The organism is Actinomyces sp. Z16, from assembly GCF_003111765.1.
In the GTDB taxonomy this organism is placed as follows: domain Bacteria; phylum Actinomycetota; class Actinomycetes; order Actinomycetales; family Actinomycetaceae; genus Actinomyces; species Actinomyces glycerinitolerans.
The window spans coordinates 121,165-138,240 of sequence record NZ_CP027862.1; the positions used below are offsets into that span (position 1 = coordinate 121,165).

The following is a 17,076-nucleotide window of genomic DNA, read 5'->3' on the forward strand; positions in this document are numbered from 1 at the left end:
CGGCCATGGAAAACGACGAAACTGGCGGTCTTCAGGCGGTCGAGCGCCCATTTGACCTGGCGGCCGGTCAATCCCGTCGCCTCGGTGATCTGCGCGCGCGTTTTCGGTGTGGTCAGACAGGACCAGACCGCGGCGGCGTTGGCGGAAACAGCGATTACTTCCTCAGGAACCTGGTCTTCGACCTCGTGGTTCGAGTGTTCCGAGCTGTCGGGCTGTTGTTCGATCGGGGCGAGAGCATAAGACGTTGAGCCCTTCGTTCCTGAAACTTCGGCGAGTCCCAGGTTGACAAGTTCTTGCAGCTGTCGCCGGGCCTCAGCGGAGTCCAGACCGAACCGACGCCTGTAGGTCGAGTTGGTCCAGGACGGCCGTGTCTCATCTCTGCCAGGGCATGACGCTGCTCGACTCCAAGCCCCTCGGTGTCGAGGTCGGCGAGCCAAGTCAAGTCGGAAGGCGATAGCAGTGCCGCCCTCGGCAACAGCGCCGTGAATCGTACACCGGTGTCCTGGAAGCGGACAGGCTCCATATCGGCTTGGCGCAGGGCTTCGCGCACAGCACGGATGCCGGTTCCCAGACCCTCAATCATGCGACGTCCATCGGCGTCGGTGGTGAAGGTACAGATGTCGTACAGGCGCTCGTTGACGGCCGACTTGCCGTCACGAGTACCCAACTGATCCACGGTCAGTCCCCACAGGCCACCGGGGCTTGAGATGATGAGACGGACGCGCGTCAGGCGGATCTCCACTCCTTTCGATAAGGCTGGCTCAGACAGATCGCGGTGGACCAGCGCGTTAGCAATCAGCTCGCGAACGGCGGCCGCGGGTATTCGTACACGTTGCGGGCGTGTCCGTCCTCGCCGAGCTCGATGTTGGTGCGCGCATTCTGAGACACCCACTCAACGGCTGCGGTAAGCATTCGCGGAATCGATCCGTCGATCCTGAGCCGGTCGGTGGCCCGTGAGCCGCCTTCATCGCCTGTGGCCACCGCCGTGATTGCCAGAGTAGGGAACTGTCTCTGCGGGTAGGGCGTACAGGCCGGCTACCGTTGCTACGCGCTCCTCCGTCAGGATGTTCAGGTTGAGCAGAACCTCGGCATCCGGCTGCTCCCTCAGTGCGGTTGACCCCGCCCTTGCGTTGCGTATGAAGCTCTTTACCAGGTCCGGGTCGAGATTATCTGGCTCTTCGCGTTGGTGGGTGTGGTTGGTGGGGGTGGGTGCTGTCAGCTGGAGTGCGGGGGTCGGGCCTTTTCATTGATGCCTGGGTCAGTAGCGTTTGAGGTGCGTGTGCTGTGGCTGGCGGCGGGTGCATCGCCAACGCCGGGCTCCCGGGGTGCGTCTGCTACGTCGCTTCGTTGCCGGGTGCGGGTCGGTCGGGGTGCTGGGAGGGGGTGGGTTGGGTTGTCTGGTGTGTTTTCCCGGGTGGGATCTGGCGCGTAGGTCGGCGCGGGCCCTGGCGGTTGGTACCTGTGGTTGACGGTTCGGCACTTAGCACCGGCGATTCGTACCCTCTCGTGGCGGTTCGGCACCTAGAGGTACGTACCGTCCCTGTTATGTCTCAGGACATCGGTGACAGTTCTGTGTCAGGACATCGGTGACAGTTCGTGGGTTGTTGGGGGTGACAGTTCTGGTGTGCTTTTGGGCGCATGAGCTCAGTCAGGAAGTCCAACAGTAGTGGTGTTGATCCGCGTGTGCGTCTGGCGATCGCCCGGTGGCCTGATGACGCCCCGCGCGGGGCGGTGACCACGTTCTGCGAACAGGAGGGCATCTCCCGCAAGACCTTCTATGTGCTGCGGGCCCGAGCCCGAGCTGACGGGGAGGCCGCGGTACTCGAGCCCCGCTCCCGCCGTCCTCGCACAAGCCCGGGACGCATAAGCGACCAGGTACGCTCCCAGGCCCTTGACGTGCGTGCCGCGCTGGAACGCTCTGGCCTGGATTGCGGCCCGATCAGCGTGCACGACAAGATGCGGGCCATGGGCCTCAAGGCGCCCTCGCCGACATCACTGGCCCGCATCTTTCGCTCCGCCGGCGTGGCCCGAGCCGAGCCCACGAAGAGGCCCCGGGCGGCATGGCGCCGGTTTGTCTATCCGGCCCCGAACGCCTGCTGGCAGATGGACGCCACCGAGTACGTCCTCGCCGGAGGACGCGAGGTCGTCATCTTCCAGCTCATCGACGACCACTCCCGCCTGGCGGTGGCATCCCTGGTCGCCGCCGCCGAGACCAGCCAGGCGGCTATCGCGGTATTCGACCGGGCCGTCGCCCGCTACGGGGTGCCCCAGCGGCTACTGACCGACAACGGGACGGCCCTGAACCCCACCCGACGCGGCCGCAAAGGCAAACTGGTCGACCACGTGCGCACCCTGGGGGTAGAACCCATCACCTCCAAGCCCTATAAGCCCACCACCCAGGGCAAGAACGAGCGCTTCCACCAAACCCTGTTCCGCTACCTCGACAACCAGCCCCTGGCCCACACCATCGAAGAGCTACAAGCCCAAGTCGACGCCTTCGACCACATCTACAACACCGAGCGAGGACACCAGGCCCTGCCCGGGAGGATGACACCCCAGCAGGCGTGGGACGCCACCCCCGTCGCCGCCCCGCCACGCCCCAAGCACCACGAGCCCGTATCCGTCGGCGGCATCCCCACACAACCCCGCCCCAGGCGCCGGCCCACAACACCGCCCTCAGGGCAGCGCCAAGGCACCATCGGGGCTAACGGAGTGGTCAGCCTGGCCGGTATCAGCTTCTTGGTATCCAGAACCCACGCACACCAGCCAGTGACCATCACCTGGGACCCCCACCAAGTCGCCTTCACCGACACCCAAGGCGAGATCCTGGCCCAGTACCCCTGGCCCGCACCCGGCGTCCGTTACGTCTCCACCCACACACACCCAACCCCACCAACCACCACAACTGTCACCGATGTCCTGACACACCAAGTGTCACCGATGTCCTGACACAAAACTGTCACCGATGTCCTGAGACATCACAGGTACGTACCGTCCCATAGGAGTACGAATCGTTGATCAGAAGGTACGTACCGTCGTCGGAAGTGTCGAATCGTCGACCCGAGAAGGGTGCCCCGTCAGGCGAGCAGCCGAGTCCTCCCGCCCGAACCGCCGCGTCCGCCGGGACCTGTTGTGGCCTGTCCAGGCTCGCGGCGATCAATTGCGCCTGCCCTTCCCATCGGGCCTGCCAGAATGCTCCTGCCGGACGTCCACAATGACTGCCGCCAGGCTCTTACCTGTGCACCACCACACCCGTGATCCCGAGGGGTCCCCGATTCCCGGGTCGGCTGTGCTCCCGTGGGACGGCTGTCATGTCGTTTTACGACCTTGGGGTGTGGTTTACGACCACCCCGGGGTCGTAAACCGCACCCCAAGGTCGGAAACCAGCGCCGACCAGCGCTGACCGGTGCTTCGCGCTTGAGCTTGAGGGTGCGGCCGCATGGAACCACGATGCGGCAGGCCTCGCTCGGGCGCGGGAGGGCAGCTTGAGGATGGGCGGTGCTTGTGCTCGTGGTGCGAGGCCTCCCTCGGGCGCGGGAGGGCAGCGCCGCTGACCGCCCACATCCTCAGGTCTAGGACAAGCCATCCTCGGGCGCAGGAAGGTAGCGCTTGAGCGCGGGAGAGGCCGTCCTCGGACCGGCCAGAACACACCACCAGCCACACCCCCACACACGAAGAGCTCCTTAACGCACGAACCGTCAACCGGGGAAGCCGGGCCCGGCCTGCGGGCGTGCCGGTAGATCGGAGGGGAGGATGACCCCATGAGCGAGCCCTCCAGCCGCAACTCGCCCGCACCGAGTTCCGCCGACGTGCCCCAGTGGATCAACGATCTGGTGCCGATCGCCGCCCGGGCCCGCGCCCTGCTGCGCGCGACCGCGCCCGCGCTGCCGGTAGCCGTAACCGCGGTGCTGCTACTGCCGCAGCTGGTGCCGTTCCCGACACCCTGGGTGGCGACGGCGTGTATGGCGCTGGGCGGATTCCTCGCGTTGCGCCACGGCGGACCTGCCGTGCCGGCGGCCGGCGTATCGACCATTGGCGGTAGTGCCTCCGGGCAACGGGCAGCACCCGGGGCTTCGGCCGCGGTCGGCGCCGGGCCACAGGCCGCAGCCGGGACTTCGGCCGCGACCGCCGTCGGGGAGCTGCGCCCCGGTGGGCGCACGGGCGCGCTGCTGGTGGTGCTCGACCTGCTGCTGTCGGTCACAGGCCTGGCCGCGTGGGCCGGACTGGCGTTGGCCGGAACCGAGCAGACGCTGCTGGTAGCGGCTACCGCTGCCGCCGTGGGCCTGGCGGTGGGCGTCGGCCTGCTCGCAGTCATGGAGCTGGTCGGACGGCGCAGCACTGCCGTGGTCGCGGCGCTCGCGGCCGTTGCGCTGGTTGCTGCCGCCGCAGCCGCCTATGGCCTTACCCTGATCGCGCCCTCCTGGTGGTTGGTGCTGGCTTTGGCGGTCGGTGTGGATGCGGTCGGCGCGATCGCCCTGCGCGCGGGCGTCCGCAACGACCGCCGCTCCCCGCAACCGGCCGACGCCGCGTAAAGATCCGCGGTCGCCCCGCACCGCCGCGCTTCCGCCAGTTGCCCGTTCGACGCGCTTAGCCCGGCGGCGCACCGGGGCGCTCGCCAAAACCCACAGGGAGTGTTCGTGCACCCCTGCGCTCGCCGCATTCACAGGCCCTCTGCACGGCCGTGCCCCGCCGCCTTAGCTTCGAGGCATGTCTTCCTTTCTCCTCAGCCTCGCCGCTGACAAGACCACCACCGGTACCGCCATGGTCCCGGCCTCGGTGCCGGCCGGCTGGACCGGCGCCGCCGCAACCGCCTGCCAGACCAGCCTCGACGACGTCGTCGCGCTGATCGCCGGTCTGGACACGCTCATGACCGACGCCCAAGGCGCCATGACCGCATACGAGAACGCCAAGAGTCAAGAGGGAGAGAACTAATGAGCACCACCACCTCGCCCGCTCCGTCTACTCCGTCCGCCCAGGACCTGGACGCCCTCGATGCGCTGGACCTGCGCACCCCACTGGTCAGCACCGCCACTCCGAGCGGTGTCCCCGCCGGTTCCACCCCGTTCGGGCAGCCCGCAACCGGCCAGGCGAGCACCCCTGCCGGTGCGGGCCCCTACACCCCGGACGCGACGCTTCCCTACAGCCTCACCTGGCCCGGCATGGCGAGCGGCACCAGCGTCGTCGTCAGCGGGGGCGCCTACGGGGTCAACACCGACGACCTCACCGGCCTGGCCGCCACCCTCAACAGCGCCGCCGACTGGCTGGAGGACGCCCGCGACCTGGCACTGACCTGCTTGACGGACCTGCGCTGCGGCGGCCTCGGATTCACCATGTACACCCAGCCCCTGTTCGGCTCGAGTCAGCGCGACTTCGGATTCGGCACGTCCAGTCAGTCCTCGACCGCCTCCGACCAGAGCAGTTCCGGTTTCGCGTCCAAGAGCGACGCCCTGACTTCGGGCGGCGGGCAGTGCCTCGTCTGGGCGCTCGGCCCCTCTGCCACCGAGCGCACCAATGCCATCGCCGCCCTGGAGGCACTCACCAGCGGGGTCGGTTCCCTCGACGACGCCGCCTCCAGCTTGCGCACACTCGCCACCGACGTCACTGCCTGCGGCACCGCCTACACCGATGCCGACACGGAGATCGACGGCAAGTGGCTCCTCCTGCTACAGGGGGTGCGCCTGGGATCGAATATCCCCGGCGTGACAAGCACCTCCCCGGGAGCCCAGGTGGCCGTTGCAATCCTGGCCCTGCTCAGCGCCGACGGCGTCACCCTGCCCGACGGCGTCGACGACGCCCTCCAGGGACTCGAAACCGTGCTGAACGACCCCCTGCTAGCGGGCTGGGCCACCACCGACCTGTTGATCCTCGTCGGTCTTACGGTGTGGGCGCAGCAGGCGAACACCGGACACGAGGCCGCGGTCATAGAGACCTACATCGGGCAGGTCGCCGAGGAGCTGGACCCCGCCATCACCGCCGCGCTGCCCGCGCAGGTGCAGGTCGGCAGCCGCACGGTGGACACCTCCTCCTTGACGCCCATGCAGCGCGTGGCCTACTACCTGGCGTTGCGCTCGGAGCAGGCGGGGACGCAACGCTATGGGGAGCCCACGGGCGTGACCGCGACCCCGCACGGCGGGCAGTCCGTCACGGTCCCGACCGGCGTGCAGGACCCCTTCGGACTCGGGACCGCCGTGCCCGCGGTTGCGGCCGGCATGCCGCAGGCGTGCACGACCGCGCCACAGCCCGGCACGGCGGCCGAGGTCATCCGCTACTCCGCCGACATGAAGGGCAGCGACGAGGACACCTCCTCCGGCATCGTCTCCATCCTGCGCACCGACCACGCCGACGGCACCACCTCCTGGCTCGTCGTCGTCCCCGGCACCACCGACTGGGGCAGCGGCAACACCAACCCGCAGGACCTGCTGACCAACCTCCAGGCCGTCTCCGGCCGCCCCACGGACATGGAGAGCGCCGTCGTCACCGCCATGCGCGAGGCCGGGATCGCCCCGGGGGACAAGGTCGGACTCTACGGCCACTCCCAGGGCGCCATCACCGCCTCCAACGTGGCCGCGGACCCGGCCGTCAACGCCCAGTTCAACATCACCAACCTGCTCACCGCCGGCGGCCCCACCGCGGGCGCGAACCTGCCGGACAACGTCAACGCCCTCCACATCGAGAACACGGGCGACGCCGTGCCCGCGCTCGACGGCACCGCCACCCCGCGCACGCCCACCCGCACCGTGGTTACCGTGGACACCCAGGCCGCCGGCGTGAACGGCTACCCGCATGGGGCGCCGATCTACGCCGACGCCGTCGACGGCATCAGTGGCGACCCCCAGATCGACCAGTGGACCGAAGAACTCGCCGGCCTGACCGGGTCGGGTGAGTCCGGCGCCGACACCACCGAGATCATCTTCGACATCACCCGCGACAGCCCCGAAACGGCTTGGGAGAAGGCCGCGAGCACCGTCGGCAAGAAGGGGTGAGCCCCGTGCGGGCGGGGTGCACTACCGCCGCCCGACCCCGCCCCTGCCGCCCGTGAGCCCCTGGGCGGGCGGTGCGCACCCAGTTAGCGCTGTTTCGGTCCCAGGAGGCCGACGATGATCGCCGACGCAATCGACACGATCAGCGAGCCCACAATCGCGGTGCCGAAGGAGGCCACGTGCAGGCCCAGCGTCATCCCCGTTCCGGGGCTCACCCCGGCGAGCACGTCCGTGATCCAGCTGGTGAGCACGAGCATCGCCCCGTTGACCACCAGGGCGAACAGCCCAAAGGTCACCACGTACAGAGGGAAGGCCACCACCTTGGCCACCGGCTTGATCAGCGAGTTCACCAGCGCCAGTATCAGGCCCACCACCAGCAGGTTGAACAGGGTGAGCGCCAGGCTGGGCGTGCCCGGAACGACCATGCCGTCCAACAGCGCCACCGCCAACCACAGGCCGGCGGCGTTCCCGAGTGTGCGAACAATCAGGTCCATGCCCCAATCCTCGCAGACGCCGCGGGTGGCGGGAAGCCGAAGCAGAACCGGATACGCGTCACTTGGTGCGCCACCACGTGCCACGCTCGCGTGCCAGGATGAGGACATGACCGACGTGCACATCCGCCCCGCCGTCCAAACTCTGCCCGCGTATGTTCCCGGCGCCCGCTCCACCGGGGAGGACGTCGCCAAGCTGTCCAGTAACGAGCTGCCCTACCCGCCGCAGGAGAGCGTGTTGGCGGCGCTGACCGCCGCCGCCGGCGGCGTCAACCGCTACCCGGAGATGACCGGGGATGCGCTCGTGGAGGCCATCGCCCAGCGCCACGCGGTCGCGCCGGAGCAGGTTGTGGTCGGCAACGGTTCCGTCGCCCTGATCCAGCACGTACTGGACACCGTCTGCGACGAGGGCGACGACGTCGTCCTGCCGTGGCGCTCCTTCGAGGCCTACCCGATCTGCATCGCCGTGGCCGGCGCGCGCGCCGTCAAGGTGCCGCTGACCGCCGACGGCCGCCACGACGTGGCCGCCATGATCGCCGCCGTCACGCCCCGCACCCGCGCCCTGCTCGCCTGCACCCCCAACAACCCCAGTGGGCCGGCCCTGACTGCGGACGAGCTCACCGCACTGGTGGAGGGTGTTCCCGAGCGGGTGCTGGTGATTGTGGACGAGGCCTACCTCGACTTCGTCACCGACCCCGCGGTCGGCGACGCGCTCACCCTGCTGGCCGATCACCCGAACCTGCTGGTCAGCCGCACCTTCTCCAAGGCGCACGCCCTGGCGGGCATGCGCGTGGGCTACCTGGTGGGCGAGCCCGGCATCGTCTCCGCCATCCGCTCCGTGGCGACACCGTTCGGCGTCAACCTGCCGGCACAGGCCGCCGCGATCGCCGCACTGGAGCCCGCGGTGCTGGCCGAGACCGCCCGCCGCGCCGCCGTCGTCGCCACCGAGCGCGATCGGGTACTGGCCGCGCTGCGAGCACAGGGCTGGCAGGTGCCCGACGCGCAGGGGAACTTCTTCTGGTTGGCCGTCGGGGAGCACACCGACGCGCTCGCCGCGCACTTCCGGGCGGCCGGAATCCTGGCTCGGCCCTTCTCCGGCGAGGGCGTGCGCGTATCCATCGGCACACCGGCCGAGAATGACCGCGTGCTGGCCGCCACCGCAGCCTGGCCGGCCCGCTGACGGGCGGGCGATCGAACATCGCCGAACGGACACCGGGGCCGGCCCGCAAGGGCGTCCCCGCACCCCGCTGTGGCGTCCTCCGGGTCGGCGGGGTTCAGTGAATGGCGAGGGTGAGTACGAACAGCAGGCAGAAGACGATCTCGGCGACGCCCATGGTCCGCGGCCGCAACGGAGCGCGGCGAGCACGCACCAGATGCCACTGCCACAGTGGAACGGCCAGGGAGCGCACCGCCAGCACCACCCACAAGGCGGCGTGCGCGACGGGCAGCCAGCCGCCGCGGGCCAGCGACACCGTGGCCACGGCGACCAGCACGTGCCAGGCGACCGCGCCCGCGAGCAGCGGCCGGTTGAAGCGCTCGCGGATCATCGACTTGATGTACGGCACCGTCCCGCAGAAGTAGGCCGCCGTCAATGCGGTCACCGGCCACATCCAGGCCCAGCCGGTCAGCTCCCCATTGGGTGAGACACCGGGCAGGCTCGTGGCATCCGCCCCCAGCCCCAGGAAACCGCCGCGGCCGCCGACGCCGAGTGAGTAGGTGACGGCCGCCATCAGGGCGGCGGCCGCCGTCGTCGCCAACCCCGAAAGCAGGGAGCGCTCCCGACCGCGCCAGGACTCCTGCAGGGCGATTGCGCACAGGGGCGCCAACAGCACCACCCACTGCAGCAGGTAAGGGGCGACCGCCAGCGTCACCACGCCGAGCAGCGCCGTCCACGTGGTGTAGACCGCCAGCGGGGGCAGTGCCAGCGCCCGCCGGCGCGGGGAGCGTGCGCGCGCCCACTGCGACCAGGCCCAGTAGGTCAGGTATGCGCCCAGCCAGGCGGGGATGAACAACAGGTTCACCCAGCTGAAGCCACCCACGACCCAGCCCATGATCGGCGGCAGCAGCAGCATGTAGTGCGCGCCGTGCTGGTTCGGCAGCCAGGCTCGACGTCCGGGCTGTCCACCCGGACGTGCCGCGGACGGGCCGGGCGTGGTGGAACTCGTCGCTGACGCACCGGACCACGGGGAGGCCGACCTGGCGCCGCCGGCGCGCACAGAGGACGGGCGCACGGGTTCGCCGGTGGCCAGTAGGCGGTCATCCTCGGGGCCGGGGCGCGACTGCTGGTATGGGATACGGCCGCGGGGGCCCCGGACGAAGTCCTCTGACGACGTGGACGCGGTGGTTGCGTCGGCGTCGGTCTCCGGCTGCCCGGAGACGTACTCGATGTGGCGGTCGGAGGGGTCCGAGGGGCGCTGCTGTGTCACGCAGGTCAGCCTAATTGGCGTGGAAGTGTCAGGGAATGCACCACTTTCAGACGTTGTGCGTCCTCGGTGTCGCTGCGAACCGCGCGATGCTGCGCCTGGATTTCCGACTCGTGGGTGGGGCAGCACGAATGTGGTGCATTTTGTGACACCGATGCCGGTATCTGCGGATGGGGTGGGTGGAGGAAAGGCCGGTGCGGACGGCCCACAGCTCCGAAGACGCGCCGGGAGGTGCAAGTTTTCCACAGAACGTAGTTGCTCATTGGGTGCTTTGCGTGATGTTTGGCAGTATTTGATTGTGGATCATGTAGACAGAGAAGGTCGTCTCCTGGTTGACCTCGGTCGCTGCGGCGGCGCGGCGAGGCGTGCAAGTCTGTGCCGTGACCGCTCCGACTGGCGTGCCCTCTCAGCGTTAGTGGAGGGAGGCAAGGTCAGTTCCTATCCCCAGGGGGTCGTCGCACTGCCGCAGGCCGACCGGGCGAAGGTCGTGGCGAGGCGCGTCGGCGGGCTGCTGACTTGCGGGCACGCTCTTGCCCACTACGGGATTCCCCTCCGCGAGGAGCCGACTGTGATTCACGTCGCGGTTCGGCGCGGGCGCAGTCATATCCCGTCCGGAGTGGGGCGGGTTGTCATCCACCGGGTTGAGGGGCTGGTGCCGCGTGGCCCTCTGGAACCGCCGATCGCCGATCCCGAATCCGTTGTGCTGACGGTTATGCGGTGTGCCGACGAGCTCGATGCGTTGATAGCGCTGGACGCTGCGCTGAGGGTTGGCCTGGTTCACGAGACCATGCTTTTAGCGAGGTTGGCAGGCCCGCGCAATGGTCGCCTGCGGTCCCTGCTGGGACGGGCCGATCCTCGGGCTCGATCACTTCTGGAGACGATTGCTCGGTACGACCTGCAGGAGGCCGGGCAGGAGCCGGAAGTCGCCGCCGATCTCGGCTTCGAGGTTGACCTGCTCATGGGACGCCTGGTCATCGAGACGGACGGATACGCCTATCACGGCGACTGGGAGTCTTGGGAGAATGACCATAGGCGTGACCAGTCTCTGCTGCGGCGGGGTTATGTGCCACTCAGGCTGACCAGCGCCCAGGTGCTCTCGCGGCAGACCGTGCAACTCGTCGAGCCGGTGGCCCGCCGCCTGGGCTGCTGGCGTGAGAGCTGACCAAACGAGGAGCGCAGGGAAGCGGTGACACAGAGGGCCCGGCGACGGGGCTACCCCATCGCCGGACCCCGGCTGTGTTGTGGCGCGGTGCTGTGCCTACCGTGCGGCGATCAGGCGCCGAGGGCGGCGGAGACGACCTGCTTGGCCTCCTCCTGGACCTGGGCCAGGTGCTCGGCACCCTTGAAGGACTCGGCGTAGATCTTGTACACGTCCTCCGTGCCCGAGGGACGCGCGGCGAACCAGGCGTCCTCGGTGGTGACCTTGAGCCCGCCGATGGGGGCGTTGTTGCCGGGGGCGCGCACCAGGCGGTCGGTGATCGGCTCCCCGGCCAGCTCGGTGGCGGTGACGTCCTCCGGCGACAGGGCCGCCAGCTTGGCCTTCTCCTCCTTGGTGGCGGCGGCGTCGATGCGGGCGTAGGCGGAGGCACCGAAGCGCTCCACCTGCTCCTCGTGCAGCTGGGAGGGGGTCTTGCCGGTGACGGCGATGATCTCGCTGGCCAGCAGGGCCAGGATGATGCCGTCCTTGTCCGTGCTCCACACGGTGCCGTCCTTGCGCAGGAAGGAGGCGCCGGCGCTCTCCTCGCCGCCGAAGCCGACGGAGCCGTCCAGCAGGCCGGGCACGAAGTGCTTGAAGCCGACCGGCACCTCCACCAGCTTGCGGCCCATGGCGGCCACCACCCGGTCGATCAGGCTGGAGGAGACCAGCGTCTTACCGACGGCGGCGTCCGCGGGCCAGCCGGGCCGGTGGGTGAACAGGTACTCGATTGCGACGGCCAGGTAGTGGTTGGGGTTCATCAGCCCGTCGGGGGTGACGATGCCGTGGCGGTCGGAGTCGGCGTCGTTACCGGTGGCGACGTCGTAGGGGGTGTTGCCCTCGGCGTCGGGGGTCATGGCATTGCGCAGTGAGGCCATGGCGTTGGGGGAGGAGCAGTCCATGCGGATCTTGCCGTCCCAGTCCAGCGTCATGAACGACCAGGTCGGGTCGACCTTCGGGTTGACCACGGTCAGGTCCAGGCCGTAGCGCTCGCCGATGGCGCCCCAGTAGTCCACGGAGGCGCCGCCGAGCGGGTCGGCGCCGATGCGCACGCCGGCCTCGCGGATGGCGTCCATGTCGATGACGTTCTCGAGGTCGGCCACGTAGGTCTCGAGGTAGTCGTGCTTGACGACGTAGTTGCCGTCGAGCGCGTCGGCGATGGGCACGCGCGGCACGTCTCGCCAGCCGCCGGCGAGCAGCTCGTTGGCGCGCGCCGCGATCCAGCTGGTGGCGTCGGAGTCGGCGGGGCCGCCGTGCGGGGGGTTGTACTTGAAGCCGCCGTCGCGGGGCGGGTTGTGCGAGGGGGTGACGACGATGCCGTCGGCCAGGCCCGGGCCGGTGGTGCGCACGCCGGACTCGGTGCCGGCACCGTTGGCCAGGAGGATCGAGTGGGAGACGGCGGGGGTGGGCGTGTAGGAGCCGCGGGCGTCGACGGCGGTGGTGACGCCCGCGCCGGAGAGCACCTCGATGGCGGTGCGCCAGGCGGGCTCGGACAGGGCGTGCGTGTCGCGACCGATGTAGAGCACGCCGTCGGTGCCCTGGGAGCGACGGTATTCGACGATGGCCGCCGTGATGGCCACAATGTGGGCCTCGTTGAAGGCGGTGTCCAGGGAGGAGCCGCGGTGCCCGGAGGTGCCGAAGACGACCTGCTGGGTCGGGACGGCGGGGTCGGGGACGAGTTCGTAGTAGGCGTTGACGACCTCATCGACATCAATGAGGTCCTCTGGTTGGGCGGGAAGTCCTGCGCGTTCGTGCATGGGTGCAGTGTGTCACGGACCACGGAGTGTGTCCTGGGAATCCCGGAGATCGGACGTATTGGTTTTGGCGATGCGACGCCGCGTCCCCATGTGACGCCATGTGACGCACGACGGCCCTGCGTGCTTAGGATGCCGCCATGTCGACCGCTGCACAGACCGCCATTGCCACCACTAGCGCCCCGGCCGCCGTCGGCCCGTACTCCCAGGCCGTGTCCACCGGCGCGGGCAGCGGCGCCACCGTCTACGTCTCCGGGCAGGTGCCGCTCGACCCGGCCACCGGAGAACTGGTCGACGGCGGTATCCAGGCCCAGGCCGAGCGGGTGCTGACCAACATCGGCGCGATCCTCGAGGCCGCCGGACTGGGGTACGAGCACGTTGTTAAGACCACGGTGCTGCTGGCCGACATTGCCGACTTCGCCGCCGTCAATGAGGTCTACGCGCGCTTCTTCACCGGCGCGGTGCTGCCCGCCCGGGCCGCCTTCCAGGTGGCGGCGCTGCCGCTCGGCGCGGGCGTGGAGATCGAGGCCGTCGCGGTGCGCCCCTGAGGGGTGCCGCCGACGCCGCGGCGCCTGCTACTGACAACTACTGATAAGAAACAAACAGTAGTTGTCGGAAGTTGGCAGTCCTGGTCAGTGGGCGCCGGACCTCAGGCCCAGTCCTCGATGTCGGTGGTCACGTCCCGACCGGAGGCGGCGGCCTCGTCGATGGCGCAGGAGAGCAGGTGGTCCTGACAGGCCTGCGCCAGCGGGTAGGGGGCCGGGCCCTCGCCGCGCGCCCACCGGCCGGTGTCCTGAAGGATGGTGGCGACGGCGAGGTCGTCCTCGCTCATGCGCGTTCCCACCCACCGGTTGCGGTAGACGACCCGCCCATCCAGGCTGGCGTGGACCAGGTCGTTGCCCTCGAGGTTCAGGTCGCGCCCAGTGCGCCGGTACTCGATCCGGCTGGTCACCGCCCCGGCGTCGGGCACCCAACGGGTGACGGCGTCGTCGACGATCTCCCCCAGCGTGCCGCGCACCAGCACGCGCCGCGACAGCAGCGGGTTGTGCCACTGGTTCGAGGTGAACTCGTAGACGCCGGTGCGGCCGCCGTCGAAGGCGAGGGTGGCCAGCACCGTCTCGCCCGGTTCGACGGCGGGCACCACATTCCAGCCGTCACGGCCGAGCGGCTGGAAGAGCGGGGCCGGGAAGCTGCGGGCGGTGACGGTGACGGGGCCGCCCAGTGGGGCGTCGTCGTCGGCCAGGAAGTGCCGCAGCAGCGAGACGGCGTGGTAGCCGTGCGTGGAGGAGACCTGCGCCCAGGTGGGGGTGCCGATGGTGCCGGCGCGGATGGCCGCGAGGCGGGCGGCGTGGCCGGGCATGCGCGGGTACTGCTCGGCGACCTGGACCAGGCCGGAGGCGCCGACGTCGCGCCACAGGGCGCGCAGCGAGTCGGGGTCTGGCGCGGGCGGAGTCTCCGACAGCACCGGGATGCCACGGTCCACCAGCTCACGAACCAGGTCCGGCATGGCGGCCCAGCCCACCGACGGCACGACCAGCTCGGGGGAGCGGGCTCGCAGGTCGTCGAGGGAGTCGGTGGTGGCGACGCCGAACTCCTCGGCGAGCGCCTGGCGCGACTCGGCGCGGCGGGCCAGGGCACCTACGCACTCCAGGCGCTCGGGGCCATGGCGGCCAGGCGCAGGAAGAAGCGGGCCCGCCAGCCGGCGCCGATGACGCCGAAGCGAACCGGCCCGTCCGGCGGCGGGGCCGGGCTCTGGTCGGGCATGGGGGCGCTGTAGGGGCGGGTCGGTTCGGGCGCGGCGGGGTGGCGCGGAAAGCGCGGCGGCTGCGCGGGCGGCGTGGGGGCGTGATCGGTGGTGTGGGCGTCGCTGCTCACGGCGGTCTCCTCGGGCTGCAGACTTCATCGTCGAGACGGCAACGACGCTATACCCCGGGCGAGGCGGGGGCAACGGGGGTTATCCCTTGACGGTGCCTTCCGGGATCCGAACCGGACGCGGGTCAGCGCACTTGCCAGCGGAAGAAGCACTCGGCGAATTCCGCTCCTTCGGGCGCGCCTGCGGCGTCGCGTACGGCCGCTTCGCGCAGGAGGCGCTCCATCCGGTCCAGATCGGGGAACTGACTCACATGGCTGCGTACGGCCGCGATCTTGCGGTCCAGATCGCCCTGGGTCACCGGTGATACATGATTGATCTCCCTGTGCCCCTGGAACCAGACTTCGCTCGGGTCGTGGGGCTCCAGCCCCTGTGCGAGGAGATCGCGGTAGTCGAAGGGGTTGCCGGCGGCCGGATAGGCGGCCTCGACGACGGCGTGTCCCACCGCCCGATGATCGGGGTGGTTCGCAGCGGTGGAGGCGAAGTTGTACTCCGGTGAGGTGGTGAGGATCAGATCAGGGGCGTGGCGTCGGATTGCGGCGACGATTTCACGCACCAGTCCCGTGGCCTCGCGAACATGGCCGTCCGCGACGCCGCTCAGGAAGGAGACGTCACTGATGCCGAGATGAGCCGCGGCGGCCCTCTGCTCCGCCCGGCGCCGCTCCGCCATGCGCTCCTGGCCCTCGGCCGTGAAGCCGCCGGCGTCACCGGCGGTGACGAGCAGCAGGGCGACGTCGGCGCCCTCCCGGACCAGACGGGCGAGGGTGGCGCCGGCCCCGACGTCTGCGTCGTCGGGGTGGGCGTAGATGCCCAGCACGCGCTCATACTCCACAATGGTCTCCTTCCGTGTGGCGCGGTTGTCCTCGCGCCTGTACACGCGCTCTCCTTCACTTTCCTTCGGAGAGTGTGGGATGGTCGGTCGACGTGTTTGAGGTTCAGTCCTCGATGACCTTGTTCCCGGCCTCTTGGGCCGCTTCGACTCCCTCGGCAACGTCCCGACGGCCGAGGAACACCTCGGAGAGGATCTTCACCGAGGCGTCCATGGCCCCCTGAATGTTCGAGCCGAACGGTCCCGGCAGGGCGGTGTCGGTATCGATATCCGTCATGGCGGAGACGTCTACTCCCTGCTCATTCCAGTAGTTCGTCCACGACTCCTGGGCGTCGGTATTGCCCGGGAGTCCGACGCCGGTCTCCCCAAGGCATTTCGAGCCGTCGGCGCCGGCGATCCAGGCCAGGAGCTGCTTCTGAGCGGTCGGATTGGCCGAATTGGCGGAGCCGGCCGCAACAATGGCGTTGATGACGCCTCCCCGGCCCCTGGGCCCCTGCGGCAGCGGGACTATCCCCCATTCGAAGCTCGCGCCGTCGTTGATGTTGGCGAGGTTGTAGGCGCCGGATTGGAACAGTCCCATCTTGCCCTGTATGAACTGGTCGCGGGAGAAGTCTCCGTTGTCGTTGGTGTCCGCGGCGGACGGTGCCACGTGGTCCTTGTTGATGAGGTCGACTATGTATTGAAAGGTGTCGATGCCCTCAGCGGAGGCGAAGTTCAGCGTGCCCTCGGAGTCCTGGTAGGAGGCGCCGTTGGCGCCGAGCCAGGGGAGGTAGATCGCCTGCAGGTCGAGTGCGGCGTTGTAGCCGAATTGGACGATGTTGTTCGGGTCGAAACCGTTGTCCGCAGGTGTCAGGCCGTTGCCGTCCAGGGTGAGACGGGCGGCGGTCTCCCGCAGCGTGTCGGTTGAGGCATGGGGGTCCCAGGCCAGCTCCTCGAGGTCGGCGACGGTGATGCCCGCCTTCTCGAGCAGCTCCTTGTTGTAGTACACGGCGATATTCGGGTCGGCCAGAGCGGGAACGCCCCACAGAGCACCGTCATGGGTGTACTGCGTGATCGCCGCGTCGAGCCAGCCCTCACGTTCGGACTCGGGGAACGCCTCATCGATGTTGAGCAGTCGGCCGGCGGCGGCGTAGTCGACGAAGTTGGAGCTGTTGGTCCAGAAGACATCGGGTGCGGAGTCCGCGGCGATGTCATTGCGTAGCGTCGTGAAGTAGTCCGACCAGGCGACCTGCTCGATTCGGACATCGATGCCGGTGTCTGCCGTGAAGGTCTTGAGGGCGTCCTCGTAGGCAGAGGCCGCCTGCTCGTCCCACAGGCGGAAGGTAATCGAGTCACCTTCCGCCGAATTGTCAGAGGACGAGGACGAGCCGCAGGCGGCGAGTACGGACATGACGGCGCTGGCGGAGAGGGACATTCCGGCGGCGTGTAGCGCGGAGCGTCGGGAGATGTTGGTGGTGGTGCGTGACATGAGGTCTCCTCACTTCTCGGTGTCGAGGTCGACGTTGTTCTCCGGGGTTTGGTGGACGGCCGGTGT

General features: G+C 69.2%; 14 protein-coding genes. 7 read left to right on the forward strand and 7 right to left on the reverse strand.

What is annotated here, in order from left to right; all coding sequences use genetic code 11:
• Positions 1–154 precede the first annotated feature (154 nt).
• Positions 155–742 (reverse strand): ATP-binding protein, encoded by a 588-nt coding sequence (locus C3B71_RS16250; RefSeq protein WP_234415986.1) that lies wholly within the window; start codon positions 740–742, stop codon positions 155–157.
• Positions 743–1,638: 896 nt separating this feature from the next.
• Here C3B71_RS16250 and C3B71_RS00520 point away from each other — a divergent pair.
• The 4 genes from C3B71_RS00520 (at position 1,639) to C3B71_RS00535 (ending at position 6,983) form a co-directional block, all read left to right on the forward strand.
• Positions 1,639–2,949 (forward strand): DDE-type integrase/transposase/recombinase, encoded by a 1,311-nt coding sequence (locus tag C3B71_RS00520; RefSeq protein ID WP_442778373.1) that lies wholly within the window; start codon positions 1,639–1,641, stop codon positions 2,947–2,949.
• A gap of 812 nt (positions 2,950–3,761) precedes the next feature.
• Positions 3,762–4,532, forward strand: coding sequence for a hypothetical protein (locus tag C3B71_RS00525; RefSeq protein WP_108965362.1), 771 nt, complete (start codon positions 3,762–3,764; stop codon positions 4,530–4,532).
• 175 nt (positions 4,533–4,707) lie between these two features.
• The gene (locus C3B71_RS00530; protein ID WP_108965364.1) at positions 4,708–4,932 is read left to right on the forward strand and encodes a hypothetical protein; all 225 of its coding nucleotides are present in this window, start codon (positions 4,708–4,710) and stop codon (positions 4,930–4,932) included.
• Positions 4,932–6,983, forward strand: a complete 2,052-nt coding sequence (locus C3B71_RS00535) for a hypothetical protein (protein ID WP_108965366.1) — start codon at positions 4,932–4,934, stop codon at positions 6,981–6,983. The genes C3B71_RS00530 and C3B71_RS00535 overlap by 1 nt, the downstream gene beginning before the upstream one ends.
• A gap of 83 nt (positions 6,984–7,066) precedes the next feature.
• Here the strand turns inward: C3B71_RS00535 and C3B71_RS00540 are convergent, their stop codons facing one another.
• Positions 7,067–7,474 carry a phage holin family protein gene (locus C3B71_RS00540; RefSeq protein ID WP_108965368.1) on the reverse strand — a complete coding sequence of 136 codons (408 nt, stop codon included), beginning with the start codon at positions 7,472–7,474 and terminating at the stop codon, positions 7,067–7,069.
• Positions 7,475–7,580: 106 nt separating this feature from the next.
• Between C3B71_RS00540 and hisC the strand changes: the two genes are divergently transcribed.
• Entirely contained in the window at positions 7,581–8,651 is a 1,071-nt protein-coding gene (hisC, locus tag C3B71_RS00545; RefSeq protein WP_234415987.1) for a histidinol-phosphate transaminase, read from the forward strand.
• A gap of 94 nt (positions 8,652–8,745) precedes the next feature.
• Here hisC and C3B71_RS00550 read toward each other — a convergent pair whose 3' ends face one another.
• Positions 8,746–9,897 carry a YwiC-like family protein gene (locus C3B71_RS00550; RefSeq protein ID WP_108965372.1) on the reverse strand — a complete coding sequence of 384 codons (1,152 nt, stop codon included), beginning with the start codon at positions 9,895–9,897 and terminating at the stop codon, positions 8,746–8,748.
• 565 nt (positions 9,898–10,462) lie between these two features.
• On the opposite strand from C3B71_RS00550, the gene C3B71_RS00555 reads away from it, so the two are divergent.
• On the forward strand, positions 10,463–11,056 hold the full coding sequence (locus C3B71_RS00555) for a hypothetical protein (RefSeq protein ID WP_234415989.1): 594 nt from the start codon (positions 10,463–10,465) through the stop codon (positions 11,054–11,056).
• A 110-nt stretch (positions 11,057–11,166) separates the two neighbouring features.
• Here the strand turns inward: C3B71_RS00555 and pgm are convergent, their stop codons facing one another.
• The gene (gene pgm, locus C3B71_RS00560; protein WP_108965376.1) at positions 11,167–12,846 is read right to left on the reverse strand and encodes a phosphoglucomutase (alpha-D-glucose-1,6-bisphosphate-dependent); all 1,680 of its coding nucleotides are present in this window, start codon (positions 12,844–12,846) and stop codon (positions 11,167–11,169) included.
• 137 nt (positions 12,847–12,983) lie between these two features.
• Here pgm and C3B71_RS00565 point away from each other — a divergent pair, with 137 nt between their 5' ends.
• Complete coding sequence (locus C3B71_RS00565) at positions 12,984–13,391, forward strand: Rid family detoxifying hydrolase (protein ID WP_108965379.1); 408 nt, start codon at positions 12,984–12,986, stop codon at positions 13,389–13,391.
• Between the two features lie 101 nt (positions 13,392–13,492).
• Here the strand turns inward: C3B71_RS00565 and C3B71_RS00570 are convergent, their stop codons facing one another.
• The 3 genes from C3B71_RS00570 to C3B71_RS00580 all read right to left on the reverse strand — a co-directional run bounded on the left by C3B71_RS00570 (position 13,493) and on the right by C3B71_RS00580 (position 17,010).
• On the reverse strand, positions 13,493–14,746 hold the full coding sequence (locus tag C3B71_RS00570) for a Gfo/Idh/MocA family protein (protein ID WP_199912541.1): 1,254 nt from the start codon (positions 14,744–14,746) through the stop codon (positions 13,493–13,495).
• 94 nt (positions 14,747–14,840) lie between these two features.
• Entirely contained in the window at positions 14,841–15,590 is a 750-nt protein-coding gene (locus C3B71_RS00575; RefSeq protein WP_234415992.1) for a PIG-L deacetylase family protein, read from the reverse strand.
• Between the two features lie 58 nt (positions 15,591–15,648).
• Complete coding sequence (locus C3B71_RS00580) at positions 15,649–17,010, reverse strand: ABC transporter substrate-binding protein (RefSeq protein WP_108965381.1); 1,362 nt, start codon at positions 17,008–17,010, stop codon at positions 15,649–15,651.
• Positions 17,011–17,076: the final 66 nt, after the last annotated feature.

What these genes read in the sequence shown, in the direction of transcription:
- C3B71_RS00520 (WP_442778373.1), top strand. Translation starts at nt 1,639, where the DNA reads ATGAGCTCAGTCAGGAAGTCCAACAGTAGTGGTGTTGATCCGCGTGTG.
- C3B71_RS00525 (WP_108965362.1), top strand. Translation starts at nt 3,762, where the DNA reads ATGAGCGAGCCCTCCAGCCGCAACTCGCCCGCACCGAGTTCCGCCGAC.
- C3B71_RS00530 (WP_108965364.1), top strand. Translation starts at nt 4,708, where the DNA reads ATGTCTTCCTTTCTCCTCAGCCTCGCCGCTGACAAGACCACCACCGGT.
- C3B71_RS00535 (WP_108965366.1), top strand. Translation starts at nt 4,932, where the DNA reads ATGAGCACCACCACCTCGCCCGCTCCGTCTACTCCGTCCGCCCAGGAC.
- C3B71_RS00540 (WP_108965368.1), bottom strand. Translation starts at nt 7,474, where the DNA reads ATGGACCTGATTGTTCGCACACTCGGGAACGCCGCCGGCCTGTGGTTG.
- hisC (WP_234415987.1), top strand. Translation starts at nt 7,581, where the DNA reads ATGACCGACGTGCACATCCGCCCCGCCGTCCAAACTCTGCCCGCGTAT.
- pgm (WP_108965376.1), bottom strand. Translation starts at nt 12,846, where the DNA reads ATGCACGAACGCGCAGGACTTCCCGCCCAACCAGAGGACCTCATTGAT.
- C3B71_RS00565 (WP_108965379.1), top strand. Translation starts at nt 12,984, where the DNA reads ATGTCGACCGCTGCACAGACCGCCATTGCCACCACTAGCGCCCCGGCC.
- C3B71_RS00570 (WP_199912541.1), bottom strand. Translation starts at nt 14,746, where the DNA reads ATGAAGTCTGCAGCCCGAGGAGACCGCCGTGAGCAGCGACGCCCACAC.
- C3B71_RS00580 (WP_108965381.1), bottom strand. Translation starts at nt 17,010, where the DNA reads ATGTCACGCACCACCACCAACATCTCCCGACGCTCCGCGCTACACGCC.